Origin of the sequence: Microbacterium sp. PA5 (assembly GCF_049860775.1) — a bacterium.
In the GTDB taxonomy this organism is placed as follows: Bacteria; Actinomycetota; Actinomycetes; order Actinomycetales; family Microbacteriaceae; genus Microbacterium.
This window is the reverse complement of sequence record NZ_CP187567.1, coordinates 1310493-1337287: the sequence shown is the minus strand read 5'-3', so window position 1 is coordinate 1337287 and position 26795 is coordinate 1310493. Positions and strand designations below refer to the sequence as shown.

At 72.0% G+C, this 26795-nt stretch carries 27 protein-coding genes and 1 tRNA gene; 8 read left to right on the top strand and 20 right to left on the bottom strand.

Features of this window, described 5'->3' with window-relative positions; translation table 11 throughout:
* Positions 1 to 4 precede the first annotated feature (4 nt).
* Complete coding sequence (locus ACPWUT_RS06215; RefSeq protein ID WP_425841703.1) at positions 5 to 1018, bottom strand: tRNA (adenine-N1)-methyltransferase; 1014 nt, start codon at positions 1016 to 1018, stop codon at positions 5 to 7.
* Positions 1015 to 1695, bottom strand: a complete 681-nt coding sequence (locus tag ACPWUT_RS06210) for an HAD family hydrolase (protein WP_284528223.1) — start codon at positions 1693 to 1695, stop codon at positions 1015 to 1017. Before ACPWUT_RS06210 ends, ACPWUT_RS06215 begins: the two co-directional genes overlap by 4 nt.
* 202 nt (positions 1696 to 1897) lie before the next feature.
* On the opposite strand from ACPWUT_RS06210, the gene ACPWUT_RS06205 reads away from it, so the two are divergent.
* The gene (locus ACPWUT_RS06205; protein ID WP_284528224.1) at positions 1898 to 2761 is read left to right on the top strand and encodes a PAC2 family protein; all 864 of its coding nucleotides are present in this window, start codon (positions 1898 to 1900) and stop codon (positions 2759 to 2761) included.
* Positions 2762 to 2827: 66 nt separating this feature from the next.
* On the opposite strand, the gene ACPWUT_RS06200 is transcribed toward ACPWUT_RS06205, so the two are convergent.
* From ACPWUT_RS06200 to ACPWUT_RS06180, 5 genes are all read right to left on the bottom strand, one after another.
* Positions 2828 to 3664, bottom strand: a complete 837-nt coding sequence (locus ACPWUT_RS06200) for an undecaprenyl-diphosphate phosphatase (RefSeq protein ID WP_425841698.1) — start codon at positions 3662 to 3664, stop codon at positions 2828 to 2830.
* A 9-nt stretch (positions 3665 to 3673) separates the two neighbouring features.
* Positions 3674 to 4972, bottom strand: a complete 1299-nt coding sequence (locus ACPWUT_RS06195; protein ID WP_425841695.1) for a M20/M25/M40 family metallo-hydrolase — start codon at positions 4970 to 4972, stop codon at positions 3674 to 3676.
* Between the two features lie 86 nt (positions 4973 to 5058).
* Positions 5059 to 5143 (bottom strand) — tRNA-Leu (locus ACPWUT_RS06190).
* A gap of 68 nt (positions 5144 to 5211) precedes the next feature.
* Positions 5212 to 6318 (bottom strand): VIT1/CCC1 transporter family protein, encoded by a 1107-nt coding sequence (locus ACPWUT_RS06185; RefSeq protein WP_425841692.1) that lies wholly within the window; start codon positions 6316 to 6318, stop codon positions 5212 to 5214.
* A gap of 99 nt (positions 6319 to 6417) precedes the next feature.
* A complete protein-coding gene (locus tag ACPWUT_RS06180) occupies positions 6418 to 8241 on the bottom strand; it encodes a DEAD/DEAH box helicase (RefSeq protein WP_284528228.1) in 1824 nt (607 codons plus the stop codon).
* Positions 8242 to 8321: 80 nt separating this feature from the next.
* Here ACPWUT_RS06180 and ACPWUT_RS06175 point away from each other — a divergent pair, with 80 nt between their 5' ends.
* Positions 8322 to 9194 (top strand): SGNH/GDSL hydrolase family protein, encoded by an 873-nt coding sequence (locus ACPWUT_RS06175; RefSeq protein WP_425841689.1) that lies wholly within the window; start codon positions 8322 to 8324, stop codon positions 9192 to 9194.
* 6 nt (positions 9195 to 9200) lie between these two features.
* On the opposite strand, the gene ACPWUT_RS06170 is transcribed toward ACPWUT_RS06175, so the two are convergent.
* Positions 9201 to 10028, bottom strand: a complete 828-nt coding sequence (locus ACPWUT_RS06170; RefSeq protein WP_284528230.1) for a TrmH family RNA methyltransferase — start codon at positions 10026 to 10028, stop codon at positions 9201 to 9203.
* Positions 10029 to 10201: 173 nt separating this feature from the next.
* Here ACPWUT_RS06170 and ACPWUT_RS06165 point away from each other — a divergent pair, with 173 nt between their 5' ends.
* Positions 10202 to 11053 carry a Sir2 family NAD-dependent protein deacetylase gene (locus ACPWUT_RS06165; RefSeq protein WP_284528231.1) on the top strand — a complete coding sequence of 284 codons (852 nt, stop codon included), beginning with the start codon at positions 10202 to 10204 and terminating at the stop codon, positions 11051 to 11053.
* Between the two features lie 64 nt (positions 11054 to 11117).
* Positions 11118 to 11723, top strand: a complete 606-nt coding sequence (locus tag ACPWUT_RS06160; protein ID WP_425841684.1) for a histidine phosphatase family protein — start codon at positions 11118 to 11120, stop codon at positions 11721 to 11723.
* A 29-nt stretch (positions 11724 to 11752) separates the two neighbouring features.
* Here ACPWUT_RS06160 and ACPWUT_RS06155 read toward each other — a convergent pair whose 3' ends face one another.
* Both ACPWUT_RS06155 and ACPWUT_RS06150 read right to left on the bottom strand, forming a co-directional pair.
* Positions 11753 to 12589 carry an HpcH/HpaI aldolase/citrate lyase family protein gene (locus ACPWUT_RS06155; RefSeq protein WP_425841681.1) on the bottom strand — a complete coding sequence of 279 codons (837 nt, stop codon included), beginning with the start codon at positions 12587 to 12589 and terminating at the stop codon, positions 11753 to 11755.
* An 18-nt stretch (positions 12590 to 12607) separates the two neighbouring features.
* Positions 12608 to 13771, bottom strand: coding sequence for an acyl-CoA dehydrogenase family protein (locus tag ACPWUT_RS06150; protein WP_425841678.1), 1164 nt, complete (start codon positions 13769 to 13771; stop codon positions 12608 to 12610).
* Positions 13772 to 13877: 106 nt separating this feature from the next.
* On the opposite strand from ACPWUT_RS06150, the gene ACPWUT_RS06145 reads away from it, so the two are divergent.
* The gene (locus ACPWUT_RS06145) at positions 13878 to 14474 is read left to right on the top strand and encodes a TetR/AcrR family transcriptional regulator (protein ID WP_284528235.1); all 597 of its coding nucleotides are present in this window, start codon (positions 13878 to 13880) and stop codon (positions 14472 to 14474) included.
* Between the two features lie 25 nt (positions 14475 to 14499).
* Here ACPWUT_RS06145 and ACPWUT_RS06140 read toward each other — a convergent pair whose 3' ends face one another.
* The 3 genes from ACPWUT_RS06140 to pdhA are packed head-to-tail and all read right to left on the bottom strand — an operon-like array spanning position 14500 to position 18064.
* Positions 14500 to 15912: a dihydrolipoamide acetyltransferase family protein gene (locus ACPWUT_RS06140; protein ID WP_284528236.1), complete on the bottom strand. Its 1413-nt coding sequence runs from the start codon at positions 15910 to 15912 to the stop codon at positions 14500 to 14502.
* Positions 15909 to 16940 carry an alpha-ketoacid dehydrogenase subunit beta gene (locus tag ACPWUT_RS06135; protein WP_284528237.1) on the bottom strand — a complete coding sequence of 344 codons (1032 nt, stop codon included), beginning with the start codon at positions 16938 to 16940 and terminating at the stop codon, positions 15909 to 15911. The genes ACPWUT_RS06140 and ACPWUT_RS06135 overlap by 4 nt, the downstream gene beginning before the upstream one ends.
* On the bottom strand, positions 16937 to 18064 hold the full coding sequence (pdhA, locus tag ACPWUT_RS06130) for a pyruvate dehydrogenase (acetyl-transferring) E1 component subunit alpha (protein WP_425841673.1): 1128 nt from the start codon (positions 18062 to 18064) through the stop codon (positions 16937 to 16939). The genes ACPWUT_RS06135 and pdhA overlap by 4 nt, the downstream gene beginning before the upstream one ends.
* Positions 18065 to 18242: 178 nt before the next feature.
* Here pdhA and ACPWUT_RS06125 point away from each other — a divergent pair, with 178 nt between their 5' ends.
* Positions 18243 to 18716, top strand: a complete 474-nt coding sequence (locus ACPWUT_RS06125) for an Lrp/AsnC family transcriptional regulator (RefSeq protein WP_284528239.1) — start codon at positions 18243 to 18245, stop codon at positions 18714 to 18716.
* Here ACPWUT_RS06125 and ACPWUT_RS06120 read toward each other — a convergent pair.
* Positions 18664 to 19686 (bottom strand): EamA family transporter, encoded by a 1023-nt coding sequence (locus ACPWUT_RS06120; RefSeq protein ID WP_425841670.1) that lies wholly within the window; start codon positions 19684 to 19686, stop codon positions 18664 to 18666. The genes ACPWUT_RS06125 and ACPWUT_RS06120 overlap by 53 nt on opposite strands.
* A gap of 73 nt (positions 19687 to 19759) precedes the next feature.
* Between ACPWUT_RS06120 and ACPWUT_RS06115 the strand changes: the two genes are divergently transcribed.
* On the top strand, positions 19760 to 20320 hold the full coding sequence (locus tag ACPWUT_RS06115) for a CGNR zinc finger domain-containing protein (RefSeq protein ID WP_284528241.1): 561 nt from the start codon (positions 19760 to 19762) through the stop codon (positions 20318 to 20320).
* Here the strand turns inward: ACPWUT_RS06115 and ACPWUT_RS06110 are convergent.
* Positions 20280 to 21179, bottom strand: a complete 900-nt coding sequence (locus tag ACPWUT_RS06110) for an alpha/beta fold hydrolase (protein WP_425841666.1) — start codon at positions 21177 to 21179, stop codon at positions 20280 to 20282. The two genes, ACPWUT_RS06115 and ACPWUT_RS06110, sit on opposite strands and share 41 nt — an antisense overlap.
* Positions 21180 to 21247: 68 nt before the next feature.
* On the opposite strand from ACPWUT_RS06110, the gene ACPWUT_RS06105 reads away from it, so the two are divergent.
* The gene (locus ACPWUT_RS06105; RefSeq protein WP_284528243.1) at positions 21248 to 22027 is read left to right on the top strand and encodes a 3'-5' exonuclease; all 780 of its coding nucleotides are present in this window, start codon (positions 21248 to 21250) and stop codon (positions 22025 to 22027) included.
* 3 nt (positions 22028 to 22030) lie between these two features.
* Here ACPWUT_RS06105 and ACPWUT_RS06100 read toward each other — a convergent pair whose 3' ends face one another.
* The 5 genes from ACPWUT_RS06100 to glgA form a co-directional block, all read right to left on the bottom strand.
* Positions 22031 to 22810: a hypothetical protein gene (locus ACPWUT_RS06100; protein WP_284528244.1), complete on the bottom strand. Its 780-nt coding sequence runs from the start codon at positions 22808 to 22810 to the stop codon at positions 22031 to 22033.
* Between the two features lie 36 nt (positions 22811 to 22846).
* A complete protein-coding gene (locus ACPWUT_RS06095) occupies positions 22847 to 24172 on the bottom strand; it encodes a DUF222 domain-containing protein (RefSeq protein WP_425841663.1) in 1326 nt (441 codons plus the stop codon).
* Between the two features lie 189 nt (positions 24173 to 24361).
* A complete protein-coding gene (locus ACPWUT_RS06090; protein WP_284528246.1) occupies positions 24362 to 24619 on the bottom strand; it encodes a type B 50S ribosomal protein L31 in 258 nt (85 codons plus the stop codon).
* A gap of 124 nt (positions 24620 to 24743) precedes the next feature.
* Positions 24744 to 25538, bottom strand: coding sequence for an ABC transporter ATP-binding protein (locus tag ACPWUT_RS06085; protein ID WP_284528247.1), 795 nt, complete (start codon positions 25536 to 25538; stop codon positions 24744 to 24746).
* Between the two features lie 26 nt (positions 25539 to 25564).
* The gene (gene glgA, locus ACPWUT_RS06080) at positions 25565 to 26752 is read right to left on the bottom strand and encodes a glycogen synthase (RefSeq protein WP_284528248.1); all 1188 of its coding nucleotides are present in this window, start codon (positions 26750 to 26752) and stop codon (positions 25565 to 25567) included.
* Between the last annotated feature and the right edge of the window lie 43 nt (positions 26753 to 26795).

Below are 26795 nucleotides of genomic sequence, written 5' to 3'. Positions count from 1 at the left end.
CGGATCAGTCTACGGCGTCGCCGGCGTCGCCCTCGGACGCGCGGCGGGCGCCGTCGACGGCGCGCTGCGCCTCGCGGACCCGCTTGCGCAGGTTTTTGTCCGTGATCTGGCGGTCGCCGACGGCGCCCGGGGTCCACGCCTCCACGTCGGCGTCGGCGTAGCTCGGCTTCTTCAGCGCGCGCTTGCGCACGTCGGGCGGCACCGCGCCCGGCGCGAGCCGCCGCGCGGTGATGAGGAAGCCGGTGTGGGCGACCATGCGGTGATCGGGCCGCACGGCGAGACCCTCGACATGCCAGCCGCGCACCATGGTCTCGGTGGCCTCCGGCTCGGTGAACAGCCCGGTGCCCCGCAGGTACTCCGCCACGCGGCTGAGCTGGGTCGCCGTCGCGATGTAGCACAGCACGACGCCCCCGGGGGTGAGCGCCTCGGCGACCGCGTCGATGCACTCCCACGGGGCCAGCATGTCGAGGATCACCCGATCCACCGTCCCCGCCGCCACGGCCGTGGGCAGCTCCTCGACGAGGTCGCCGACGACGACGCGCCAGGTGTCGGGGTAATGGCCGAGGAAGGTCTCCACGTTGGCCTCGGCCACCTGGGAGAACTCCTCGCGCCGCTCGAAGGAGACGAGGCTCCCCTCGGACCCGATGGCGCGGAGCAGCCAGAGCGACAGCGCGCCGGAGCCGACGCCGGCCTCCACCACGGTCGCGCCGGGGAAGATGTCGGCCGCCGCGAGGATCTGCGCGGCGTCCTTCGGGTAGACGATGGCCGCGCCGCGCGGCATCGACATGACGAAGTCGCGCAGGAGCGGGCGGAGGGCGAGGTACTCGTGACCGCCGCTGTTGACGACGACGGAGCCGTCCGGCTGCCCCGCCACGTCCTGGTGCTTGAGGACGCCGTGATGGGTGTGGAGCTCGCCGCCCTCGCGCAGGGTCACCGTGTGGAGGCGCCCCTTCGGTCCGGTCAGCTGCACGCGGTCCCCGTAGCGGAACGGTCCGCTCGGTCGCAGGTCGGTGTTCACGCGGGGGTCTCCTGGCGGTGGGCGGCGTGGAAGGCCGAGAGATCGGCGGCGGTGCGCCCCTCCAGCGTGGCCCACAGCTCGTGGGCGCCGACCCCGACGAGCGAGACGACGTTCGGGACGCCGATCGACGCGATCCCCGCGGCCAGCGCGGACCGCAGCCCGTTCGGCGAGTCCTCGATCGCGACGACGTCCTCGGGACGCACGCCGAGCGCCTCGCACGCCTGCAGGTAGGGGTCGGGGAACGGCTTCGGGCGGTCGACGTCGTCGCCGGCGACGACCAGGTCGAAGGCGTCGAACTCGATCAGCTCGACGATCTCGACGGCCATCCTGCGCATCGACATCGTGACCAGCGCCGTCGGGACCCCTGCGGCGCGCAGGCTCTGCAGCAGCTCCTTGGCCCCCGGACGGAAGGGGACGCCCTCGGCGCGCAGCTGGGTCATCACCTCGGCGGTGAGGTAGTCGATGATCTCCGCGACAGGCATCCGGACTCCGGCGTCCTGCAGGATGCGACCCGCGTCCTCCAGGCCCATGCCCACCATCTGCAGCGACTGCTCGTGGGTCCACGTCCCGCCGAACCGCTCGACGAGCGGCGCTTCGGCCGCGATCCAGTAGGGCTCGGTGTCGACGAGGGTGCCGTCCATGTCCCAGAGGACGGCGGCGGGGAGGGCGGAGCTCATCGTTCCATCGTATCGAGGGCCCGTGGGCATCGAAGGCCCGTCGGCTCCAGGGCCGTCGCATCCAGGCCCGTCGTATCCAGGGCCGTCGTATCGAGCGCCGTCGTATCGAGGGCCGTCGTATCGAGGCCCTGGGGGCGCGCCGTCCCCGTGTCGGCCGCGCGGGCGTATCGTGGGGGGACGCCTCACGGACGGAAGGAGCGGGGTGGACGGTCTGGGTCAACGCGTTCTCGTCATCGCCTTCGACGGGTGGAACGATGCGGGCGAGGCGGCCTCCGCGGCCGTCGCGCACCTGCGGGCCACCAGCGAGTACGAGTCGGTCTACGCGGTCGATCCGGAGCTCTACTTCGACTACCAGTACACGCGCCCGCACGTGCGCCTGGCCGCCGACGGGTCACGGGAGCTCGTCTGGCCCGACGCCACGCTCTGGCGCCCCCCGTACGGCGCCGAGGGCCCCCGGCTGTGGCTCCTGACCGGCGTCGAGCCCGCCCGCGCGTGGCAGGCGTTCGCCGCCGAGCTCGTCGACGCGGCTCTCAGCGAAGACATCACCGGCATCGTCGCCCTGGGATCGATGATGTCCGACGTCCCCCACACCCGGCCGATCTCCGTCTTCTCGGGGAGCGACAACGAGCAGCTGCGCACCACCCTCTCGCTGGAGCGTCCCACCTACGAGGGTCCCGTCGGGATCCTGAGCGTCCTGAGCGCGGCCGCCGAAGAGGCGGGGATCCCCACGGTGGCGCTGTGGGCGAGCGTCCCCCACTACGTCGCCGGGCACACGCCGTCGCCGAAGGCGACGCTGGCCCTCCTCGACCGGCTCGCCGACCTGTCGGGGGCTGCGCTGGACCGCGGCCAGCTGCCCGCCGAGGCGCTGGCCTGGGAGGCATCCATCGACGCGGCGGCGGCCGACGACGAGGAGATGACCGAGTACATCCACCAGCTGGAGGCCACGCGCGACACGTGGGACTCCCCCGAGGCCTCCGGGGACGCCATCGCGCAGGAGTTCGAGAAGTACCTCCGGCGCGGCGGCGAAGGGCCCCACAAGCCCGGCCGCGACGACCCGCGGCGCTGACGCCGCTCGGGGTCGCGGGCAGACCTGCGCTCGCCGCAGGCGGGCGGGCTCGCCGGGCCTGCGGACTCAGTACGCCTGCATCACTCCGGTGGCCAGCAGGATCAGGAGCACCACACCGAGCGCGAGCCGGTACAGCACGAACGGCAGGAAGCTGCCGCGGCTGAGGTAGCGCATGAGGAAGGCGATGACGGCGAGGCCGACGCCGAACGCGACCACGGTCGCCACGCCGGTCTCGAGCATCGTGAACACCTGGGCACCCGGCTCGCGGATGGCGTGGTACAGCTCGTAGAGTCCGCTGCCGAACACCGCCGGGACGGCGAGCAGGAACGCCACCTCGGCCGCCGCGGGCCGGGTGTAGCCGAGCGCGAGCCCCATCGTGGTCGTCGCGCCCGAGCGCGAGACGCCCGGGATGAGGGCGAGCGCCTGCGCGAGACCCAGCGACAGGCCGTGCGGGTAGGTCAGGTCCTTCTCGGTGCGGGTGCGGGAGCCGAGCGCGTCGGCGGCGCCGAGGAGCAGGCCGAAGACGATGAGGACGATCGCCACCAGCCAGAGGTTGCGGAAGGTGTCGCGGATGACGTCCTGGAAGAGGAAGCCGAGCACGCCGATCGGCAGGGTGCCGATGATCACGATCCAGCCCATGCGCGCGTCCGGGTCGTTGCGGGGCACGCGCCCGGTCAGCGAGCGGAACCACTGCGCGATGATCCGCATGATGCGGCTCCAGAAGTACACGAGGACGGCCAGCTCGGTGCCGATCTGGGTGATCGCCGTGAAGGTGGCGCCCGGGTCCTGGGCGGCCGGCAGGATCTCGCCGACGATCCGCAGATGCGCGCTCGAGGAGATCGGCAGGAACTCGGTCAGCCCCTGGACGATGCCGAGGATGATCGCGTCGAAGAAGGAGCCCATGGAAGCCTCTCAGTAGGTGCGGATCAGATCGGTGAGCACGCGCTGGCCGAACGTCAGCGCATCCAGCGGAACGCGCTCGTCCACCCCGTGGAACATACCGGTGAAGTCGAGGTCCCGCGGCAGGCGCAGCGGAGCGAATCCGTAACCGGCGATGCCGAGCTCCGCGAGCGCCTTGTTGTCCGTGCCGCCGCCCATCAGGTACGGGATGACGGGGACGCCGGGGTCGTGGGACTCCAGGGCGCCGACCATCGCCTCCACCAGCGGACCGGCGAAGGGCGTCTCCAGACCGATGTCGCGGTGCGAGACGTCGACGACGATGTCGTCGCCCACGATGCGCTGGATCTCGGCGAGCACCTCGTCTTCGCGCCCGGGCAGGGTCCGCACGTCGATCGTCGCGACAGCCGCATCGGGGATGACGTTGTGCTTGTATCCCGCCGTCAGCCCCGTCGGGTTCGTGGTGGTCCGCAGGGTCGAGCGCAGGAAGCCCGCGGCGGGTCCGGTCCGGTCCGCCACCGCATCCGGGTCGGATGCGTCGGCTCCGCAGAGGGCGGCGAGCCCCGCGACCGTCTGCCGGGTGGTGTCGGTGAGGGCGACCGGCCAGGACGTGCGGCCGAGGGCGGCGACCGCCTCGGCGAGGCGCGTCACGGCGTTGTCGGGGTGGAACCGGCTTCCGTGGCCGGCGACGCCCCGCGCGCGCAGTCGCAGCCACACCAGGGCCTTCTCCCCCACCTGCAGCAGGTAGGCGCGCCGGTCGCCGACGGGGATGGAGTAGCCGCCCACCTCGCTGATCGCCTCCGTCGCACCGGCGAACCAGTCGGGCCGGTCGCGCACGACGAGCTGAGAGCCCTCGACGCCGCCGTTCTCCTCGTCGGCGAAGAAGGTGAGGATGAGGTCGCGCGCCGGCTGCTCGCCGGCGCGCAGCAGGCTCCCCACCGACGCCAGGATCATCGCGTCCATGTCCTTCATGTCGACCGCACCCCGGCCCCACAGCATGCCGTCGCGGATCTCGCCGCCGAACGGGTCGACGCTCCAGTCCTCGGCGACGGCGGGCACCACGTCCAGGTGCCCGTGGAGGACGAGAGCAGGCTTGTCGCGGTCGCGTCCGGGGATGCGGACCGAGAGATTCGTGCGTCGCGGGACCGGCTCGTAGTACTCGGGCGCCAGGCCGAGGGACTCGAGGTAGGACCCGACGTACTCGGCGGCCTCGCGCTCGCCCGCCGAACGGCCCTCGCCCCAGTTGGTCGTGTCGATCCGGATCAGGTCGCGCGCGAGGCGCACGACCTCGGGCAGTTCGTCGGGCTCGGACATGCGCTCCACGCTACCGGAGCGGGCCGCGCCGCCCCGCCATCCCCGGGAATGCGAAAAGGGCCCCGATCGGGACCCTTTTCGTTCTGTGCGCGAGGGGGGACTTGAACCCCCACGCCCTATACGGGCACTAGCACCTCAAGCTAGCGCGTCTACCTATTCCGCCACCCGCGCATGGGTGTGTGGTTGTCACCAACCGAGGATCGAGCCTAGCACGTTCCGTGCGCGGCTCCGAACCGGCCTCAGGCGACGGACACCCCGAACAGCAGGCCGAGGAGGTAGGTGATCGCCGCCGCGCCGAACCCGATCGCGAGCTGCCGGAGCCCGCGCCGCAGCGGCGGCGCCCCCGACAGCAGTCCGACGGTCGCCCCGGTCGCCAGCAGCGCCACGCCGACCATCGCCAGGGCCAGGGCCACGGCGGGAAGACCCGAGAGTCCGAACAGCCAGGGCAGGACGGGGATGATGGCGCCCGAGGCGAAGAACAGGAAGCTCGAGCCCGCCGCTCCGAGCGCGCTGCCGACCACCTCGTGGTCGCCGCCGCGCTCGTGCACGCGGACAGCCGTGCCGGTGTCGGCGCCCTGGGCCGCGGTGACGATCTCTCGCGCGTGCGCCATGGCCTCCTCTTCGTCCATGCCGCGCGTCCGGTAGACGAGCGCGAGCTCGTTCGCATCGATGTCCAGCTCCGCCAGGACGTCGTCGGCGTGGTCGTTCGGCTCGGTCGCATCGAGCAGCTCGCGCTGCGAGCGCACCGAGACGTACTCCCCCGCCCCCATCGAGAGCGCCCCCGCGAGGAGGCCGGCGATCCCGCTGAACAGGACGAACTGCGGGGCCACGCCGGTCGCGCCGATGCCCATGACGAGCGCGAGGTTGGAGACGAGCCCGTCGTTGGCGCCGAAGACGGCGGCGCGGAACGTGCCCGACAGGCGGCGGCGCCCCCGCGCGGCGAGCCCGCGGACGACTTCGCCGTGGATCTTCTCGTCGGCGGCCATCCGCGAGGTCGCGAACGGCTCGGAGTCGTACGGCGACCGCGCCTCCGCGTTCTGGGCCAGCGCGAGCACGAAGATCGAGCCGAACCGGCGCGCCATCCAGCCGAGGATCCTCGAGCCGGCACTCGGCGACGGCAGCCGCGCCGGCTCCCCGCCGAGCAGTTCGAGCCAGTGCGCCTCGTGGCGCCCCTCGGCGTCGGCGAGCGCGAGCAGGATGAGCCGCTCCTCGCCCTCGCGCCGCTCGGCGAGCTCCCGGTAGACCCGGGCCTCGCTGCGCTCGTCCACGAGGTACTGGGCCCAGCGGCGCCGGTCGCGGGAGGTCGGCTCGGCGGGGGTCGGTCCGGATGGCGGGGTCGTGCTCACCCGTTCACGGTAATCGGCGCGCGGGGGCCGGATCCGCCGTTTTGCGGCATTGCCAGCATTTCGGGGATCCGAACCGGACGCGGGTGACGCGGTGCGCCCTCAGGCCCGGACGCGTCGCCGCATCACGTCGATCCGCGCCTGCAGCTGCGCCACGGTCGCGCGAGCGACCTCGGGGCCCCCGCACACGCGACGCAGTTCGGCGTGCACGGCGCCGTGCGGCTCCCCGCTCTGTCGCGCATACAGGCCGACCAGGCTGTTGAGCAGCTGGCGCTGCTCCCGCAGCGTGCGATGCAGCGGCGCGGGCAGGTCGTCGGCGGGCGCTCCCGGTGCGGCGACATCCGCCGACTTCTCGCGCAGGCGTCGGTGACGGGACTGACGCGCCTGGCGCTGCATGAGCAGCTCGTGGACGTGCTCGGGTTCGAGGAGTCCCGGCAGTCCCAGGAACTCCTCCTCCTCCGGCGTGCCCGGGACGGCGAGCTGACCGAACTCCTTGCCGTCGTAGAGCACGCGGTCGAAGTGGGCGACCGAGCCCAGCGCCTGGTACGTGAACTCCTCGGTCAGCGCGTCGGAGGCCTTGTCCTCCCGCTCGGCGGACTCGAGGAGGTCGTCGTCGAGTCCGTCCTCGCCGTCGCTCTCGCGGTCGAGGGCGTGGTCGCGCTCGCGCTCCAGCTCCCCGGCGAGCCCGAGCAGCTGCGGGACGTTCGGAAGGAACACGGAGGCCGTCTCGCCGCGGCGGCGAGCGCGCACGAAGCGCCCGATGGCCTGGGCGAAGAACAGCGGCGTCGACGCGCTCGTGGCGTACACCCCGACCGCCAGGCGCGGGACGTCCACGCCCTCGGACACCATGCGCACCGCCACCATCCACCGCGACGTCGACTGGGCGAACGTCTCGATGCGCCCCGAGGCGGCCTTGTCGTCGGAGAGCACGACGGTCGGCGGCTCACCGGTGATCTCGCGCAGGATCGCCGCGTACGCGCGGGCCGCGGTCTGGTCGGTCGCGATGACGAGACCGCCCGCGTCGGGCACGTCCTGGCGCACCTCGCTCAGGCGGCGGTCGGCGGACTGCAGCACCGCCGGGATCCAGTCGCCTTCCGGGTCGAGGGCCGTCCGCCACGCCTGAGCGGTGATGTCCTTCGTGTTGTCCTGGCCGAGGTGGGCCTCGAGCTCGTCGCCCGCGCGCGTGCGCCACCGCATCTTGCCCGCGTAGACGAGGAAGAGCACCGGGCGGACGACGCCGTCGGCGAGTGCGCGCCCGTAGCCGTAGTTGTAGTCGGTCTTCGAGAGCCGGATCCCCTTGGCATTCGGGTGGTACTCGACGAACGGGATGGGTGCCGTGTCGCTTCGGAAGGGCGTTCCCGACAGGAGGAGACGGCGGGTGGCCCGGCCGTAGGCCTCGCGGAGGGCCTCTCCCCAGCTCAGCGCGTCACCGCCGTGATGGACCTCGTCGAGGATCACGAGCGTGCGCGCGTCCATCACCAGGCGCTGATGGACCGATGCCTTCACTGCCACCTGGGCGTACGTGACTGCGACGCCGTGGTAGTGCCGAGCGGGTGCGTGGTGCCGGTTGCTGAAGCGGGGGTCGAGCCGGATCGAGACCCGGGCGGCGGCGTCGGCCCACTGCGTCTTGAGGTGCTCGGTGGGCGCGACCACCACGATCCGGTCCACGACGCCCCGGCGCAGGAGCTCGGAGGCCAGCCGGAGTGCGAAGGTCGTCTTGCCGGCGCCGGGCGTGGCGGCGGCGAGGAAGTCCCGCGGGCCGTTCCCGACGCCGTCGGGGCCGTCCGCGGCGAAGTAGGCCTCCAGCGCCTCTGCCTGCCAGGCGCGGAGGTTCTGCGCCGTTCCCCAGGGGGCGCGCTGCGGGAACGACGGCGACAGATGCTCGGCGGCGAAGCTGCCGAAATGCGTCTGCTCGTCCCCTGTCACGAGTGACCACCCTAGACGCTCGCGAGCGGGAGTAGCCTCGAAGCGACCCCCAGGACGGCACTCGCTGCCGAGGAAGAGACATGCGCAGAAACGAACCCTCGTCCGACGACCACCGCACTCCGTATGTGCCGAATGAGATCGCGCACCCCTGGCGGCGGATGGTCTCCATCGGAGACTCGTTCACCGAGGGCATCGGCGACCCGATCCCGGGGCCCGACGGCGGCCATCGCGGCTGGGCTGACCGCGTCGCGGAGGTCCTCGGCTCGCAGGTGGACGACTTCGCCTACGCGAACCTCGCGGTGCGGGGGAAGCTCATCGGTCAGATCGTCGCCGACCAGGTCGAGCCGGCGGTGGCGCTCTCCCCCGACCTCGTCACCTTCTCCGCGGGCGGCAACGACGTCATCCGCCCCGGCGGCGACCCGGACGAGGTGGCCGCGCAGTTCGAGGACGCGGTCGTCCGGCTCTCGTCACAGGGGGCGACGGTCGTCGTCTTCACGGGCATCGACACGAACTTCACGCCGGTGTTCCGCGGGATCCGCGGCCGCGTCGCGATCTACAACGAGAACATCCGTGCCATCGCCGATCGACACGACTGCATCGTCGCCGATCAGTGGGCTCTCAAGGAGGTGCAGGACATGCGCTTCTTCGACGATGACCGTCTGCACTACAACACGCTGGGTCACCATGAGGTGGCCCGGATGGTGCTTCGCGCACTGAACGTGCCCAACGACCTGCAGCCGATGCAGCCCGATCCGCTCCCCACGATCACCTGGCGCGCCGCGCGCGGCAACGACATCGTCTGGGCACGCCAGTACCTCGTCCCCTGGGTGCTGCGCCGTCTCCGGCACCAGTCCTCGGGCGACCACATCGCGGCCAAGCGTCCCGACGCCCTCCCCATCGAGACGGTGGCGCCCGCACGCGATCGCAACGCCTCACCGGGCTCGCCGGCGTAGCGGACGTCAGACGGCGTCGCCCCCAGCGGGGCGGAGAGCCCACAGCGCGACCGCGGTCGCGGCGGCGACGTTCAGCGAGTCCACTCCGCCCGCCATCGGGATCGTGACCACGGTGTCGGCGGCGGCCAGTGCGCGCCTCGACAATCCGTCGCCCTCGGTGCCCAGGAGCAGGGCCACGCGCTCGGGGCGGTCCGCGACGAACGCGTCGAGCGGGACCGCGTCGTCGGCGAGGGCGAGGGCGGCCACGTGGAGTCCGGCGTCGTGCAGCACCGCTCCCGCCTCGGGCCACGCGGGAAGGCGCGTCCACGGCACCTGGAACACGGTGCCCATGCTCACCCGCACGCTGCGGCGGTAGAGCGGATCGGCGCACCTGGGGGTCACGAGCACCGCATCGGCGCCGAGTCCCGCCGCCGCGCGGAACGCGGCACCCACATTGGTGTGGTCGACGATGTCCTCGAGGACGAGCACCGTGCGCGCCCCGGCCACGACCTCCACCACCGCAGGGAGGGCCGGCCGGTGCATCGCCGCGAGGACCCCGCGGTGGACCGCGTACCCGGTGAGCGCCTCGGCGACGGTGCCGGACACGACGTACACCGGCACGTCGCCGGCGCCCGACGAGGAGAGCAGCGCGTCCGCCTCGTCGAGCCACTTCTCCTGGACGAGCACCGAGCGGGGCCGGTGACCTGCTGCGAGCGCGCGGGCGAGCACCTTCGCCGACTCCGCGATGTACAGCCCTCCGGCCGGCTCGAGCACCCGCCGCAGGGCGATGTCCGTCAGGTCGCGGTAGTCGGCCAGCCGCGGATCGGCGGCGTCGTCGATCCGGGCGATGTCCATCCCTCCACTGTCGCACGCCGCCGCGCTCCCGTCCGCCTCGTCCCCCGTCCGCCTCGTCCCTGTCCGCCTCGCCCCCTGTCCGCCTCGACGGAGGCCCGGCGAGGCGCGTGCCGTAACATGCCCGAAAACCTGCGGGCGTAGTGTCGAGGTGACGCGACGAGAGGGGGGCGACGATGGTGAGCGTGCTCGACCTCGATCACGGCACGGCCGCCGCGCTCGGCCGCGCCGTGGACGCGCTCGCGGGGCGGCGCATCGCCGTCCTCACCGGCGCCGGCGTCTCGACCGACTCCGGGATCCCCGACTACCGCGGCAAGGGCGCGCCGACCCGCACCCCCATGACCGTGCAGCAGTTCCTCTCGAGCGAGGACGCACGCCGTCGGTACTGGGTGGGAAGCCATCTCGGCTGGCGCACGTTCGCCGCGTCGGCGCCCAACGGCGGCCACGAGGCCATCGCCGCGCTGGAACGCGCCGGCGTCGCCACCGGCGTCGTCACGCAGAACGTCGACGGCCTGCACGTGCGCGCGGGGAGCCGCCGGGTGGTGGAGCTCCACGGGACGATGCGCCGCGTGTTCTGCACCCATTGCGGTCAGGTGTTCGATCGTCGTGATCTCGCCGTGCGCGTGGAGGCCGACAACCCCTGGATCACCGTGCCGGAGAGCGTGAGGCTGGGCCCGGACGGAGACGTGCTCCCCGAGTCCAGCGACGGCTTCGTGATCCCCGCGTGCAGCGTCTGCGGCGGCATGCTCAAGCCCGATGTGGTGTTCTTCGGGGAGTTCGTGCCGGTGGAGAAGTTCAACGAGGCCGAGCAGCTCGTCCGCACCAGCGACGCCCTGCTCGTGGCGGGTTCGTCTCTGGTGGTCAACTCGGGCGTGCGGCTGGTCGAGCGCGCCCGCCGCCGCAAGCTGCCGGTCGTGATCGTCAACCGCGGCCACACGCGCGCCGACGCGAAGGCGACCGTGAAGATCGATGCCGGCACCACCGAGGTCCTGCAGGTGCTCAGCACGGCCCTCACCGCGCTGAGGTGAGGCCGCCGTGCGCCGCCGGCCCCGCGGCCGCCGACGGCGCCTGCGACGCGGTTAGGCTCGGAGGGTGACCACCCTGACCCTCGTCCGCCACGGCGAGACCGACTGGAACCTCCGCCGCCTCATCCAGGGTTCCACCGACATCCCCCTGAACGACACCGGCCGGCGGCAGGCCCGCGACGCGGCCGACCTGCTGCGCGAGCGACTGGCCGGGGACGCGCCCTTCGTCGTCGCATCGAGCGATCTGTCCCGGGCCCGCGAGACCGCGGCGATCATCGCCGAGGGGCTGGGTGCCGCGGAGCCGCGCGCCTACGCACAGCTGCGGGAGCGCAACTACGGCGACGCCGAGGGGGTCGACATCGGCTCGTTCCGCGAGCGCTGGGGCGACTGGGACCACGCGGTGGTACCGAACGCCGAGGCGTGGGCCGATGTCCGGGTGCGGGCGCTCGCCGGACTGCGCGCCGCGATCCGTGATGCGCGGCGCGCGACGTTCCCCTCCGCGCCCTCGCTCGTCGTCGTCTCCCACGGCGCGCTCATCCGCGAACTCATCCGGCACGCCACGGCAGGCGAGTTCCCCGCCCCGGGCGAGCGCCTCGCGAACGGATCGGCGCACACCTTCCTCGTGGAGCGCGACCGGCTCAGCCTGCTCGACTACGCCGGCATCCGGGGCTGACCCAGGCCGACCGGGGCCGGTCGCCGCACTCAGTCCGCGCGCTGCAGCACCGCGCGCGCGTGCCTCAGCACGGGCTCGTCGACCATGACGCCGTCGTGGCGGAAGACGCCGCGCTCGCCCTGCGACGCCGCCAGCACCCCGCGGGCCCACGCGAGCGTCGCGGCGTCGGGACGGTACGCCTCGCGCACGACCGGCACCTGAGCCGGATGGATGCAGGCGGTGGCGGTGAATCCGCTCGCGGCGGCGTCACGGGCCTCGCGGCGCAGGCCGCGCTCGTCGCCGATGTCGAGGTGGACGGCGTCGATCGCCGCCTTGCCGGCCGCGCCCGCCGCCAGCAGGACGCGCGCCCGCGCGAAGCGGGCCACGTCGCGGTAGCCTCCGCCGCGCTTGCGACTGGAGGTGCCGCCGAGCGAGGCCACGAGATCCTCCGCGCCCCACATCAGCGCGACGACGTTGTCGAGTGCGGCGAGCTTCTCGGCCGCCGCGACGCCCGCGGCCGTCTCGCACAGCGCGATCACGGCGAAGCGGGGATCGAGGCGGCGGATGCGCTTGGGCGACGAGGCCTTCGCGACCATGACGGTCCGGAAGTCGGTCTGCGACAGCGTGGCCATGTCGGCGTCGAAGTCCTCGCTCCCCGGCGGGTTGACGCGCACGACCACACGGTCCGGGTCGAGCTGCGCGTCGATGAGATGTCCGCGAGCGGCGGCCTTGGCATCCGCCGCGACGGCGTCCTCGAGATCGAGGATGACCCCGTCGGCCCGGGCGAGCGCCTTCTCGAACCGCTCCGGGCGATCGGCGGGGCAGAACAGGAGGGCCGGGCCGGGGACGGCGGTCCCTGGCTGCTCGAATCCGGAATGCTGGCTCACGCTGTCACGCTACCCGGATCATGCCACGCCGAGCGCGCGCGCGATCACCAGCAGCTGGACCTCGCTCGTGCCCTCGCCGATCTCGAGGATCTTGGAGTCGCGGTAGTGCCTGCCGACCGGGTACTCGTTCATGAAGCCGTTGCCCCCGAAGATCTGGGTCGCCTCCCGAGCGTTGTCCATCGCGGCGTCGCTGGCGGTGAGCTTCGCGATCGCGGCCTCGGCCTTGAACGGCTGCCCGGCGTCGCGCAGGCGCGCGGCGTGCTGCCAGGCCAGGCGCGACACGTGAACGCGCTGCTGCATCCGCGCGAGAGTGAACTGCACGCTCTGGCGCGACGCGAGCGGCTCGCCGAACACGGTGCGCTGTCGCGCATAGTCGACCGCTGCCTCCAGACACCCCTCGGCGGCCCCGGTCGACAGGGCCGCGATGGCGATGCGGCCCTCGTCGAGGATGTGGAGGAAGTTGGCGAACCCTCGACCCTGCTCCCCCAGCAGGTTCCCGGCCGGGACCCGGACGCCCGAGAACGAGAGGGGGTGGGTGTCCGAGGCGTGCCAGCCCACCTTGTCGTACGCAGGGCCGACGGTGAAGCCCGGCGTGTCCGACGGGACCATGATCGTCGAGATCTCCTTGCGACCGTCGCGCTCCCCCGTCACGGCCGTGACGGTGACGAACCGCGTCAGGGGCGTTCCCGAGTTCGTGATGAACTGCTTCGCGCCGTCGATCACCCACTCCTCGCCCTCGCGCCTGGCCGTCGTGCGGGTGGCGCCGGCGTCCGAGCCCGCCTCCGGCTCGGTGAGCCCGAACGCGGCGAGGCCCTCGCCGCTGAGCAGCTGCGGGAGCAGCTCGTGCTTCTGCTCCTCGGTGCCGAAGCGGAAGACGGGCATGGCGCCGAGGCTCACCGCGGCCTCGAGCGTGATCGCGATCGACTGGTCGACGCGCGCGAGCGCCTCGATGGCCAGGCACAGGGCGAAGTAGTCGCCTCCCTGCCCGCCGTACTCCTCGGGGAACGGAAGGCCGAACAGGCCCATCTCCCCCATCTGCGCGATCACGTCCCAGGACAGCGTCTTCGTGCGGTCCGCCTCGTAGGACGTGGGCGCGACGACCTCGTCGGCGAACTGGCGGACGAGCGCGGAGAGCTCGCGCTCCTCCTCGGTCAGATCCAACCGGGCGGTGCTGAGGGCCATGTCATCTCCATCGACGTCACGATCGCGTCACGGCCGTTGTCCGCACGGAGCGCGACCGGTTAGGTTTCACTAACTGACACCATCAGGTTAGCGAGGAGTAACTGAGATGGCAACGGGTGTGACCGAACGTGATCGCGCCAAGGCCGACCGGCACCGTTCTCTGCTGCATGCTGCGGCGCGACTGTTCGCCGAGCGAGGCTTCGCGGGCGTCAGCCTGGAGGAGCTCGGCGCTGCCGTCGGTGTGAGCGGACCCGCCGTCTACCGGCATTTCGCCAACAAGCAGGCGCTCCTCGCGGAGATCCTCGTGGGCGTGAGCGAGCGACTGCTCGTCGGCGGGCGTGCCGTGACGGACGACGCGGCAGGCCCCGAGCACCGCCTCGCCGCGCTCGTGGACTTCCACGTCGACTTCGCCCTGGCCGAATCCGACGTGATCCGGGTGCAGGACCGCGACCTCGCAAGCCTGACCCCGCTGGACAGGGAGACGGTCCGCGCGCTCCAGCGCGACTACGTGGAGGTCTGGACGGCGGCACTCGCCCCGCGCCATCCGCAGCGCAGCCACGACGAGCTCCGCGTCCGCGCCCATGCCGCGCTCGGCCTGATCAACTCGACGCCGCACACCGTGCGGACCGCGCGCGGGACGACCGACACCGAAGGTCTTCACGGCATCCTGCGGGGCATGGCCCTCGCCGCCCTGTCGGACTAGCGGCAAGGACCATGCCTTCGGCCGCTCAGCGCAGCAGCATCGCCCGGCCCGGCTCGCGCAGGATGTCGGCGACATCGCGGAGGAAGAGCGATCCCTGCTCGCCGTCCGCGAGTCGGTGGTCGAACGACAGGCTGAGCGTCATGACATCGCGCAGCGCGATCTCGCCCTCGTGCTCCCACGGCTGGCGACGGACCGTGCCGATTCCCAGGATCCCCGCCTCGCCGGGGTTGAGGATCGGCGTTCCCGCGTCGACGCCGAAGACGCCGAAGTTCGTGATCGAGAACGTTCCGCCGCTGAGCTGATCGAGGCCCGACCGGCCGTCGCGGGCGACGCGGGCGAGGTCGGCCAGCGCGTCCGAGAGCGCGACGAGATCGAGGGCGTCGGCGTCCTTGATGTTCGGGACCACCAGCCCGCGCTCGGTGGCCGCCGCGATGCCGAGGTTGACGTAGCCGAACTGGACGATCTCGCCCGCCTGCTCGTCCCACCGCGAGTTCAGCGCCGGGTGGCGCGACAGTGCGAGGCAGACCGCCTTCGCGACGACGGCCAGCACGCCGATGCGGTGGCCCTCCAGCCTCCGGTCGGCGCGAAGGGCCTCGATCAGCCGCATCGTGGCGGTCACGTCCACGGTCAGGAACGTCGTCACGTGCGGCGCGGTGAAGGCGCTCCGCACCATCGCGGCGGCAGTCGCCTTGCGGACCCCGCGGATGGGGATCCGCGTCTCGCGGGCCGCCGCGGAGGGCGGTGCGGCCGAGGCGACGGGATCCGCCGCCGACGCCGGCGTGGCCGCGTCGGACGCGCCTGGCGCGCCGGGCGCGCCGGCTGCCGCGCGGAGAGCGTGGGCCTCCACGTCGGCGCGGGTGATCACACCGTGCGATCCCGAAGCGGGCACGAGGGCAAGATCGATCCCGAGGTCCTTCGCGAGCTTGCGCACGGGCGGTGTCGAACGCGGCCGCTCCTGTCGCACCTGCTCCGGCTCGCTCGGCACCACCGCGTCGTGCGGGGCGGCGGCCAGCACCGCGGTGTCCGGGCCCGCAGCGGGGCGCCCTCCCCGGGTGCGACGCTGCGGGCGAGCCGATGTCCGAGGCGCAGCCCCGTATCCCACGAGGTTCGGCGTCTGCACGTCGTCATCGGCTCCCGCCGCCGTCGACGGGCCGGCGCCCGCCTCGACGCCGGACCCGGGCGCGCCGGAGTCGTCCGCGCCGGGGACCTCGAAGGAGATGAGCAGCTCGCCGACCGCGACGACGTCGCCCGCGGCGTGGCTCACGTCGCGGACGACGCCGGCGTACGGAGAGGGCAGGTCGACGATGGCCTTGGCCGTCTCCACCTCGGCGATCGTCTGATTCAGCTCGACGGTGTCTCCGGGTGCGACATGCCAGTGGACGATCTCCGCCTCGGGGAGCCCCTCCCCGAGGTCGGGCAGACGGAACTCGGCGATCACGGCGCCACCTCCGGGAAGCTGTTCGGACGGTCGAGCACGCGGTCGACGGCATCGAGGATCCGATCGAGATCCGGCAGGTGGTGCTTCTCGAGCTTCGCCGGCGGATACGGGATGTCGTGCCCGGTGACACGCAGGGGCGGCGCCTCGAGGTGGTGGAAGCACTGCTCGGTGATGCTCGCGATGAGCTCCGCCGCCATCCCCGCCTCGCCGGGCGCCTCATGGGTGATGACCACGCGACCCGTCTTGCGGACGGACGCGGTGACCGTGCGGTAGTCGACCGGCGAGAGCGAGCGCAGGTCGATGACCTCGATCGAGACGCCCTCGTCCTCGGCCGCCGTCGCCGCATCCATCGCGGTGGCGACCTGCGCGCCGTACGTCAGCAGCGTCACGTCCGTCCCCTGTCGCACCACACGGGCGAGTCCCATGGGAGCCGCGTCGGCGATGTGCGCGTCCAGGTCCACGTCGCCCTTGGCGTGGTAGAGACGCTTGGGCTCGAAGAAGACGACGGGATCGTCGCTGGCGATCGCCTGCCGCAGCATCGTGTAGGCGTCCTGCGGATTGGACACCGCGACCACCCGCAGCCCGGCGGTGTGGACGAAGTACGCCTCGGGCGACTCGGAGTGGTGCTCCGCGGCGCCGACTCCGCCGGCCCACGGGATGCGGATGGTGATCGGCATCCGCACCCGGCCGCGCGTGCGGTAGTGGAGCTTCGCGACCTGACACACGATCTGGTCGAAGGCCGGGTAGACGAAGCCGTCGAACTGGATCTCGACCACCGGACGGAACCCGCGCAGGGCGAGACCCACAGCCGTGCCCACGATCCCGGACTCCGCCAGCGGAGTGTCGATCACGCGCGCCGGCCCGAACTCGTCGAGCAGTCCGTCGGTGATCCGGAAGACGCCGCCGAGCTTGCCGATGTCCTCGCCCATCACGAGCACCCGCTCATCGTCCGCCATGGCGCGCCGGAGGCCCGCTCCGAGCGCCTTGCCCATGGTCAGCGAGGCCTTCCCCGTCGTGATGCTCGTCATCGTGCACCTCCGTCGTCGTCCCCGAAGCCGTCGAGATAGGCCGAGAACCGGCGGCGCTGTTCGTCGAGTCCGCTGTGGGGCTCCGCATAGACGTGATCGAGCACCGACAGGGGCGGCGCCGAGACCGCGTCGATCGCGGCGGAGCGCATCTGCGTCGTGTACGACAGCGCGTCGGCGTCGACATCGGCGCGGAAGGCGTCGTCGAACGCGTCCTCGGCGCGCAGCAGCGCCTCGAGACGGGCCAGCGGATCCTTCGCCCGCCAGCGGTCGACCTCGTCGTTCGACCGGTACCGCGACGGATCGTCGGAGGTCGTGTGCGGTCCCATGCGGTACGTCACGGCCTCGAGGAAGACCGGTCCCCCGCCGCTGCGGGCGTGGTCGAGGGCCCAGCGCATGGCCGCGGTGCAGGCGATCGCATCGTTGCCGTCGACGCGCATGCTGGGGATCCCGAATCCGGGTGCGCGTCCGGCGATCGGGTGCGCCGCCTGGACGGTCACCGGCTCGGAGATCGCCCAGTGGTTGTTGGAGCAGACGAAGACGACCGGGGCGGAGAACGAGGCCGCGAACACCATGGCCTCGTTGACGTCGCCCTGGCTGGTCGCACCGTCGCCGAAGTACGCGACGGCCACCTGGTCGGCGCCGTCGCGCTGGATGCCCATGGCGTACCCCACCGCGTGGAGGGTCTGCGCGCCGATGATGATCTGCGGGGGCGCGACGCGGAGCTCGGCCGGGTCGTAGGTCGAAGCCACCTCGCCGCGCCAGGAGAGGACGAGGTCGGCCGGAGCCGCGCCGCGGACGAGCAGCACGCCGTGCTCGCGATAGCTCGGGAACAGGAAGTCGTCCGCGCGGCAGGCTCGAGCGCTCGCGACCTGGATCGCCTCCTGGCCCTGCGCGGGCGCCCACAGGCCGAGCTGGCCCTGTCGCTGCAGCGCGACGCCCTCGGCGTCGACGCGACGGGCGAGCGTCATGTCGCGGTAGAGCCCTCGCAGCGCGTCGAGGTCGAGGTCGTCGGCCCACTCGTCCAGGCGCGGATCGCGGCGCCGCTCGCCCGCCGGCGTGAGCAGCTGCACGGGTTCGTCGAGATCCGAGCGGTGCTCGGCATCGGTTGTCGGGGTGTACGTCATCGTCGTCCCTTCTGCGGGTGGCGGCGCGCTCTTGTGGAGAGCACCGTCGAAGCACAGTCTCCGGCCTCGTCGCCGGTGACCCGAGGCTACGTCGCTGGCGCACCTAGCTCAAGCAATGGCGAACGCGTTGAGCATGTTGCGCAGTATGACCGCGATCGTCCTGCTATCGTTTCGCACTATGGGTTCTCTCGATCACGTCGATCTCGAGCTGCTCGATGCGCTCGCCGACGATCACCGCGCGACGGTCGTCGCCCTCGCCGAGCGGCTCGGCCTGTCCCGCAACACCGTGCAGGCGCGCATGGCGAAGCTCGAGCGCTCCGGCGTGTTCGGCTCCTTCGAGCGCGCGATGGCGCCCGAGGCGCTCGGCTATCCGATCGAGGCGATGATCAGCATCGTCGTGCGGCAGGCGGACCTCCCGCGCATCACGGAGGAGCTGGCACGGATCCCCGAAGTCCTGCAGGCGCACGGGCTGAGCGGCCAGGTCGACCTGCTGGCGCGCGTCGCCGCGCGCGATACGCAGCACCTGTTCGGCATCGACGCCCGCATCCTGTCGATCGACGGCGTCGAGCGCACGGAGACCTCGCTCGTGATGGGCGAGGTCATCGGGTACCGGGTGCGACCCCTCCTGGAAGCGGCTCGACGGGAGCAGTGACCTCCGGCGGGGCGTCGGCGTCGAGACGGACGAGCACCACCCCGGCCAGGATCAGCCCCCCGCCGAGGAACTGGATCGGCGCCGGCGTCTCGGCCAGCAGCAGCCAGGCGAACATGAGCGCGAAGAGGACCTCGGACAGACCCACGAAGGACGCCAGCCGGGATCCGGTGCGCGGCACCGCCATGACGCCGAGCGCGTAGCCGACCGTGGTCCCTACGGCTCCGACCCACAGCAGCGGGAGCCAGCCCGGGACCTCGACACCGCGGAATGCGACCGTGATGTCGGGGGCCGAGAAGGGCAGGACGCCGATCGCCGCGAGCACGGCGGTGAACACCGCGCCGACGAGCAGGCCGCCCGAGGCGAGGGCGAGGGGCGGAAGGTCGTCGCCGGTGCGCTCCGACATGACGAAGTACACGCAGACGCACAGCGCGGCGCCCAGCGCCAGCAGTGTGCCGAGAAGATCGAACCGCGCCCCCGAGATGTCCACGACGAGCACGAGCCCCGCGATCGCGACGGCCGAGCCGGCCACCACGAGACGCGAGGGCGCGCGGCGGGTGCGCAGCCAGACGAAGGCCACCAGGAACACCGGGGCGAGGTACTGGATGAGCAGGGCGACGGCGACGGGCATCCGCTGCATCGCGGAGAAGAAGAGCAGCTGACACCCCGCGACCGGGATGAGGCCGAAGGCCAGGAGCGCGAGGCCGTGGCGGCGCAGGAAGCCGCGTTCGCGCAGCACCGCGCGCACCAGCGCAGGCGACAGGACGAGGGCGGCGAGACCCATGCGCACGATGAGAGCCGCCGACAGCGACCAGCCCGCCTCCAGCAACGGCTTGACGAGCGGTCCGCTGGACGAGAACGCGAGCGCGGACACGACGGCCATGGTGACGCCCACGGTGCGGCGGCGCGCGGCTCCGGGCTCGGCGGTCCGGGTGGGGATCGCCACGACGGCGAGCGGAGCGGTCTGGGTCACGGGAATCCTGCCTGTCATGAGTGACCGTTGTTTACACTGGTGACAGTAGCGCTCATCTTCGTCAGGAGTCAACATGGTCTTCATTCGTGACACGGAACTGTCGCTGCGTGCCGCCGTCGCGCTCGTGAACACCCTCCCCGACACGGATTCGGAGGGTGTCGACCGCCTCACCTCGCAGGACGACATGGCGGCCTACCTCACGGAGTTCCCGTTCACCGGCGCGATGATGCGCGACGAGAAGGAGCTCACCGCGGTGCGCGGCATCCGCGGTCCGCTGCGCGCGCTCTGGGACGTCGACCGCGACGGCGCCGTCCCCCTCGTCAACGCGATGCTCCGCGACGGGCGCGCGATGCCGCAGCTCGTCATCCACGACGCGTACGACTGGCACATCCACGCGACGGAGGAGACGGCGCCTCTGGCGACGCGCATCCTCGTGGAGGCGGCGATGGCGTTCGTCGAGGTGATCCGTGCCGACCAGTGGGATCGCGTGCGCATCTGCGACGCGGACGACTGCCGTTCCGTGTACGTGGATTATTCGAAGAACGGCTCGAAGCGCTACTGCGACACCGGCAACTGCGGCAACCGCATGAATGTCAACGCGTACCGGCGTCGGAGGGCGCGAGAAAGCGCGTGACCGCCGATGCCGCCTGCTGCGGCGTCTCGTAGTGGATCAGGTGTCCGACTCCGGCGATCTCGACCAGCTCAGCCTGCGGGAACAGCTCGCGCAGGTGACGCTGCGCGGCGATCGGTGTGATGTCGTCGCGGTCGGCGGCGATCAGCAGCGTGGGCTGGTCGATCGCCGGAGCGTAGCGGCGCACGTCGTGGGAGACCGAGGCCACGAACGCGTCGCGGAGCACGTCGCGATCGGCGAACCCGGAGAAGTAGTCGTCGTGCTGCCCGTGGATGAAGGCGCGCAGCCGGCGATCCCGGGTCTTGGCCATGGAGACGCTCATGATGCGCACGATCAGGCGGCTGCGCAGCACGGCCTCCCCGAGGACGCGCGGAAGCTTGGCTCCGGCCCAGTAGTAGAGGACCGCCAGGCGGGTGAGGATGCCGCGCGGCCCCTCGAGCGCCGGCGCACCGATCGGGTTGACGAGGATCAGCCGCTCGGTGGGGAGTCCGCCGGCGACGGCAGCCGCCGAGACGATCGACCCGAAGGAGTGGCCGAGCACGATCGCCTCCGGAGCCGCGGCCGCCGCGAATTCCCGGAGCCAATCGGCGTAGGTCTGGAGGGTGTGCGTGCGTCCCGGCAGGGGCGCGGTCTCGCCGAACCCGGGAAGGTCCGGGGAGATGACCCGGATGCCGTCGAGGAAGGCGACGACCGGCTCGAGGCCGTGGTGGTCGCCGCGGAAGCCGTGCACGGCGAGGATGGTGGTCGCGGCGTCCGCGGGCCCGTAGACCCAGTAGGCCGTGCGCCCGCCGAGGACCTCCACCTCGTGGCGCTCGACGGGGATCCGCCCGAGGCGATCGGCATAGGGGTTCTGAACGGCCACCCGTCGAGTCTACGAGCCGAGCGTGGCGCTGCCACGCGATGTCGGCGCGTCCCCCTAGCGTCGTTGGCATGGACGCGTGGTACCCCGAGCCGCTCCCCTTGTGGGATGACGACGACTTCGGGCTGAGCACGCGAGCGGCGACGCCCGCCGCGGCGCCGGCTCTTCCGGCATGGGCGCGATCGGTGGGCGTGTTCGACCTGGAGACGACCGGCGTCGATGTGCGGGCAGACCGCGTCGTCACCGCGCACGTCGGCGTCCTCGACCACACCGGCACGCTCGTCCGCGCCCGGACGTGGCTGGCGGACCCCGGCGTCGAGATCCCCGCGGGAGCGACGGCCGTCCACGGGATCACCACAGCCCACGCCCGCGCGCACGGCCGCCCTGCCCGCGAGGTGGTCGCCGAGGTCGTCGCCGAGCTCCGCGCCCTGTTCGATGCCGGGATCCCCGTCGTCGCCTACAACGCGCCGTACGACTTCTCCCTCCTCAAGCACGATGCGCTCCGGCACGGCGTCGCTCCGATCGCCGACCCGTCGCCGGTGATCGATCCGCTCGTGCTCGACAAGGCGATGGATCGCTACCGCAAGGGCAAGCGCACCCTGGAGGTGGTCGCTGCGCACTACCAGGTGGTCCTCGAGGGGGCGCATGACGCCTCCGCCGATGCGATCGCCGCGGGTCGCGTCGCGCAGGCGCTGGCGGGACGATTCCGCCTTCCGGAGGCCGTTGAGGAGCTCCACACCCAGCAGATCGGCTGGGCGCGGTCGCAGGCGGAGAGCCTCACCGAGTACTTCATCCGCGTCGGCCGTCTCGATCCCGCCGACGCGCTCGACGGCAGCTGGCCGATCCGCTGAGCATCAGCGGTCGCGCAGCAGGATGAACTGCCCGGTGTAGGGATTGCCGGCGAAGACGACGCGCGTCGACGGCACATCCGTGACGTCGATCAGACCTTCGGCGCCGGGGACGTCGCTCTCGACATGGAAGAACTCCACCTCTTCCCGGATGCCCTGCGCGCGTGCGGCGTCGCTGTCCGCGCAGATCGGCACGGCACCACCTGCGTCGAGGACGACCACGACACAGGTGGTGCCGTCAGCGGTCCCCCACCACAGGGAGAGGTCCTCGACCGCGCCCCAGAAGGTGACGTCGTCGTCCCACTCCTGGAACTCCGTGACCTGCGCGCGCTGCTGTTCGCGGAGCTCGACGTCGACATCGTCCGCCATCGCGAGCGCCGTCGGCGTCACCGCGGCAGGTGCCTCGCCGAACGCGGACGCCGCCAGGAAGCCTCCGACCGCGGCCACCGGGATGAGCGCGGCGGCCACTACGAAGAGGAGCTTCGCCGTCCCGGACACTGCAGCGCCAGACTCCGGCGCCATGAGCGGTGCCGCCTGAACGGAGTCGGGTCCCGCGTGGCTCGTGTGCGCCTCGTCGACGGGAACCGGTGGCGCCACCGATGTCGCGGCGGCTCCGCCGGGCGAGGCGACGGACTCCACCCGACGTGGTCCCCCGAGGGCCGAGGACCGGCTGCGCTCCTCCAGCGCGCGCAGCCGCCCCGCCTCGGCATCGCTCAGTCCCTCGGCTCCGGAGCCGTAGGCACGCTCACGCAGCGCGGCGAGCTCGTCCTTGTCGACGTCGTCCATGCCGACAGCCTGACACGAGGCCGCGGGCCCCCGCGATCAGAACGGCGGTGGTGGTGCGGGATCGGAGTCCACGGCGAAGACCAGGGTGCGTGCCGGTTGGTCGGGGTACTCGCGGCCGGTCGGGCTGGTCCAGTGGAGCACTCCGTCGGGTGTCTGTCTCACCCGCCACGCGGAGTGATGCTTCAGGGTGTGGTGCCGTCGGCAGAGGTGCGCGAGGTTCGTCGGCTCGGTGGGTCCGTCGTGTTCCCGCGCGGTGGTGTGGTCGATGTCGCACCGGCTCGTCGACATCCGGCAGCCCGGGAACCGACAGTGCTCGTCACGCACCCGCAACGTCCGCTTCAGCTGATCCGACGGCCGGTACCGGTCGACCGCCAGCACGCTCCCGGTGACCGGATGGGTGAGCACCCGATCCCACCCCGACGCGGTGCCCGCCAGCCGCAGCGCGGTCGCGGTGTCGATCGGGGCGCGCCCCACGATCTCGGCCGGGGTACTGTCGTCGCCGAGCACCGCCATCACCGGCACCGTGACCTGCACGTGCGCGACGATCGCCTCCCCCGCAGGCCAGGACGCGTTCGAGATCTCCGGGGTCGCATGCCCGGTCAGCAGCAGGTCCGCGAACGCGTCCGCCCGCACCTCACCGATGCGACGGCAGTCCGTGACCGCGGGCTCGGGTACTAGCGTGTCACCCCCGACATCCGTGTCGATCACGGTGCGCGCGTCGATGTCGGCGCGAGCGATCCGGTCGAGCCGGTCGCGGATCCCGTGGGCCAGGTGCGCCGGCAGGGTGGCGATCAGCTCCGCCATCCCGTCCTCAAGGTCCCGCACCCACACGTCACGCGCCGAGGCCGCCTCCGCGTGCCGGACCGCCAACGGCACCGGATGCAGTCGCGCCGCCAGCATGCGCACCGCCGGCCGCAACCGCCCCGGTGTCTCCCGCCGGGCCACCTCGACCGCCGCCGCCTCGAACTCGGCCCGCACCTCGTCGTCTACGATCGGCGCACCTGCCTCCATGATCTCCCGCATGTGTCCGGCGGAGATGTCCCCCGCCCCCAGCGCCGCGAACGTGCCGGGAAACCCGCTGACGAGCAGCGCGGCGTCCGACATCCGCCGTTGCACCGTGCGATCTGTCACCTGTAACGCGACACCGATCTGCGCCGCCAACGACCGCAACGGGATGTCCCGCGCGGTCGACGGCCCAGCCCCGCCCACCTGCGCCTGCGCCAGATCCACCGCGGCTGCCAGCAACGCCGCCTCCTCTGCATGGAGTTCCGCACGACGGCGGCGCGTGTCGGCGAGCGCGCACAGCAGCGACTCCACCTGGTCGGCGTGGCCGTCGGGAGCGATCGTCGCTGCGTGCGTCATACCCCCAGTCTTCCCTCGACCTCCGACATCCGCGCCAAAAATGTCCCGGTCAGCGCGAATTCCTGTGGACAACTCGCCGCACCGCCGGTTGGGGAGGAGATCCTGCTCGAACCCACACGACCCGAACCGCCGGAAAGACGCCGGGAAAGACGAAGGCCCCGCCGGAGCGGGGCCTTCGAGGTGGTCTGCTTACTTGCTGGAGCCACCGAAGTTCTTGAAGCGCTGGTTGAACTTCTCGACGCGGCCGGCCGAGTCCATGATGCGCTGCTTGCCCGTGTAGAACGGGTGCGACGCCGACGAGATCTCGACGTCGATGACGGGGTACGTGACACCGTCGAGCTCGATCGTCTTGTCGCTGGTGACCGTCGAACGGGTCAGGAAGGTGTCGCCGGAGCCCAGGTCGCGGAACACGACGGCCTGGTAGTCGGGGTGGATGTCAGTCTTCATTGGGTTCCTCACAAGTGCCCTGGATTCTGCCAGGGGCGGGTGGAAGTCTGCGGTGCGAGCGCACCAAACGACGATTCTATCATCCTCCCGGCCGTGCCGTTGCCGCGCGGCGGGGGGGTGCGTGTCAGTAGGCGCCGACCGCGGCGCGCGCGGCGTACCGGCCGTCGACCTCGGTGAGCACGATCTCGGCGCCGAAGGTCGCGGTCAGGTTCTCGGAGGTCAGGACCTCGGCGACGGGCCCCGCCGCCACCGCCTGACCGTCGCGCAGCAGGAGCACGTGGGTGAAGCCGACCGGGATCTCCTCGACGTGATGGGTCACCATGACCATCGCCGGCGTCGAGGGAGCCTGCGCGTAGCCGCTCAGCAGAGCGAGCAGCTCCTCTCGCGCACCCAGGTCGAGACTCGCGGTGGGCTCGTCCAGCAGCAGGATCTCGGGATCGGTCATCACGGCCCGGGCGATCTGCACGCGCTTCTGCTCGCCGTCCGACAACGTGCCGAACGTGCGCTCGGCGAGATGATCGAGGCGCCAGTTGGCGAGCACGCGCCGGGCACGCCGCTCGTCGATCGCCTCGTACGACTCGTTCCAGCGGCCGAGGACCGAGAACGCGGCGGTGAGGACGACGTCGAGGACGGTCTCCTCCGGGGGCACGCGCTTGGCCATCGCGGAGGACGCGAAGCCGATGCGGGGGCGCAGCTCGAAGACGTCGGTGCGCCCCAGCTGCTCGTCGAGGATGGTCACCGCGCCCGATGTCGGGTGGATCAGGGTGGACGCCAGCTGGAGGATCGTCGTCTTGCCGGCTCCGTTCGGGCCGAGGATCACCCAGCGCTGGTCGTCGCTGACACTCCAGTCGAGATGATCGATGATGTTGCGGGCGTTGCGGCGGACGACGACGTCAGCGAACTCCAGGACCAGCGGCATGCCCCCAGCCTAACGGCAGGCGGGACTCAGTTCCCGGTCACCTCGCGGTACAGCGCGGTCGTGGCATCCGCGATGGCCTGCCAGCTGAACTCCTCCGCCGCGCGGCGGCGTCCGGCCTCGCCGTAGGCGCGCGCCCGCTCGGGGTCGGACACGACCTCCGTGAGCACCGCCGCCAGGTCCGCGACGAACGTGTCGGGGTCGGTCGGCGTCCCCGTGCCGTCCTGGACCTGATCGATCGGCACGATCCGCCCCGTGACGCCGTCCACGACCACCTCGGGGATCCCTCCGGTGCCGGTGCCGACCACGGCGGCGCCGCATGCCATCGCCTCGAGGTTGACGATGCCGAGCGGCTCGTACACCGAGGGGCAGACGAACGTCGTCGCCGAGGTCAGGATCGCGCAGAGCTGGTCGCGCTGCAGGAACTCGTCGATCCACACCACGCCCGCCCGGTCCTTCTGGAGGTCGCGGACGAGCCCCTCGACCTCGGCGAGGATCTGCGGCGTGTCGGGCGCACCCGCGCACAGCACGATCTGCACGTCCTCGGGGAGCATCGCCGCGGCGCGCAGGAAGTAGGGCAGTCCCTTCTGACGGGTGATCCGGCCGACGAACACCACGGACGGCCGCGCCGGATCGATGCCATAGCGCGCGAGGAGGTCGGGATCCTCCACGGGCCGCCAGGCCTCGACATCGATGCCGTTGTAGATCACCTTCACGCGCTCGGGATCGAGCGACGGGTAGCTGCGGAGGATGTCCTGCCGCATCCCCTCGCTGACGGCGACGATGGCCGCGGCCCCCTCGTATGCCGTCTTCTCGATGTAGGAGGAGACAGCGTATCCCCCGCCGAGCTGCTCGGCCTTCCAGGGGCGCAGGGGCTCCAGCGAGTGGGCCGTGACGACGTGCGGGATGCCGTGGAGCAGGGAGGCAAGGTGCCCGGCGAAGTTCGCGTACCAGGTGTGGCTGTGGACCACGTCCGCCCCGGCGACGTCGCCCACTATCTCCAGGTCGGTGCCCAGCGTCTGGACCGCGGCGTTGGCCGTCGAGAGCTCGGCGGGGACCCCGTAGGCGGTCGTCCCGGCCTCCTCGCGCGGCGCGCCGAACGCGCGCACCTGGACGTCCATGCGCTCGCGCAGCGCCTTGACCAGCTCGGTCACGTGGACCCCGGCTCCGCCGTAGATCTCCGGCGGATACTCCTTCGTGACGATATCGACGCGCATGTGTCGAACGCTAGTACAGACGCGAAGACCGGGCATAGTGTGG

Bases quoted from the DNA above. Each gene is read 5' to 3' on its own strand.
- ACPWUT_RS06210 (WP_284528223.1), bottom strand. From the start codon at position 1,695: ATGAGCTCCGCCCTCCCCGCCGCCGTCCTCTGGGACATGGACGGCACC.
- ACPWUT_RS06200 (WP_425841698.1), bottom strand. From the start codon at position 3,664: ATGGGCTCCTTCTTCGACGCGATCATCCTCGGCATCGTCCAGGGGCTG.
- ACPWUT_RS06195 (WP_425841695.1), bottom strand. From the start codon at position 4,972: ATGTCCGAGCCCGACGAACTGCCCGAGGTCGTGCGCCTCGCGCGCGAC.
- ACPWUT_RS06175 (WP_425841689.1), top strand. From the start codon at position 8,322: ATGCGCAGAAACGAACCCTCGTCCGACGACCACCGCACTCCGTATGTG.
- ACPWUT_RS06170 (WP_284528230.1), bottom strand. From the start codon at position 10,028: ATGGACATCGCCCGGATCGACGACGCCGCCGATCCGCGGCTGGCCGAC.
- ACPWUT_RS06165 (WP_284528231.1), top strand. From the start codon at position 10,202: ATGGTGAGCGTGCTCGACCTCGATCACGGCACGGCCGCCGCGCTCGGC.
- ACPWUT_RS06150 (WP_425841678.1), bottom strand. From the start codon at position 13,771: ATGGCCCTCAGCACCGCCCGGTTGGATCTGACCGAGGAGGAGCGCGAG.
- ACPWUT_RS06145 (WP_284528235.1), top strand. From the start codon at position 13,878: ATGGCAACGGGTGTGACCGAACGTGATCGCGCCAAGGCCGACCGGCAC.
- ACPWUT_RS06135 (WP_284528237.1), bottom strand. From the start codon at position 16,940: ATGACGAGCATCACGACGGGGAAGGCCTCGCTGACCATGGGCAAGGCG.
- pdhA (WP_425841673.1), bottom strand. From the start codon at position 18,064: ATGACGTACACCCCGACAACCGATGCCGAGCACCGCTCGGATCTCGAC.
- ACPWUT_RS06125 (WP_284528239.1), top strand. From the start codon at position 18,243: ATGGGTTCTCTCGATCACGTCGATCTCGAGCTGCTCGATGCGCTCGCC.
- ACPWUT_RS06115 (WP_284528241.1), top strand. From the start codon at position 19,760: ATGGTCTTCATTCGTGACACGGAACTGTCGCTGCGTGCCGCCGTCGCG.
- ACPWUT_RS06105 (WP_284528243.1), top strand. From the start codon at position 21,248: ATGGACGCGTGGTACCCCGAGCCGCTCCCCTTGTGGGATGACGACGAC.
- ACPWUT_RS06100 (WP_284528244.1), bottom strand. From the start codon at position 22,810: ATGGACGACGTCGACAAGGACGAGCTCGCCGCGCTGCGTGAGCGTGCC.
- ACPWUT_RS06095 (WP_425841663.1), bottom strand. From the start codon at position 24,172: ATGACGCACGCAGCGACGATCGCTCCCGACGGCCACGCCGACCAGGTG.
- ACPWUT_RS06090 (WP_284528246.1), bottom strand. From the start codon at position 24,619: ATGAAGACTGACATCCACCCCGACTACCAGGCCGTCGTGTTCCGCGAC.
- ACPWUT_RS06085 (WP_284528247.1), bottom strand. From the start codon at position 25,538: ATGCCGCTGGTCCTGGAGTTCGCTGACGTCGTCGTCCGCCGCAACGCC.
- glgA (WP_284528248.1), bottom strand. From the start codon at position 26,752: ATGCGCGTCGATATCGTCACGAAGGAGTATCCGCCGGAGATCTACGGC.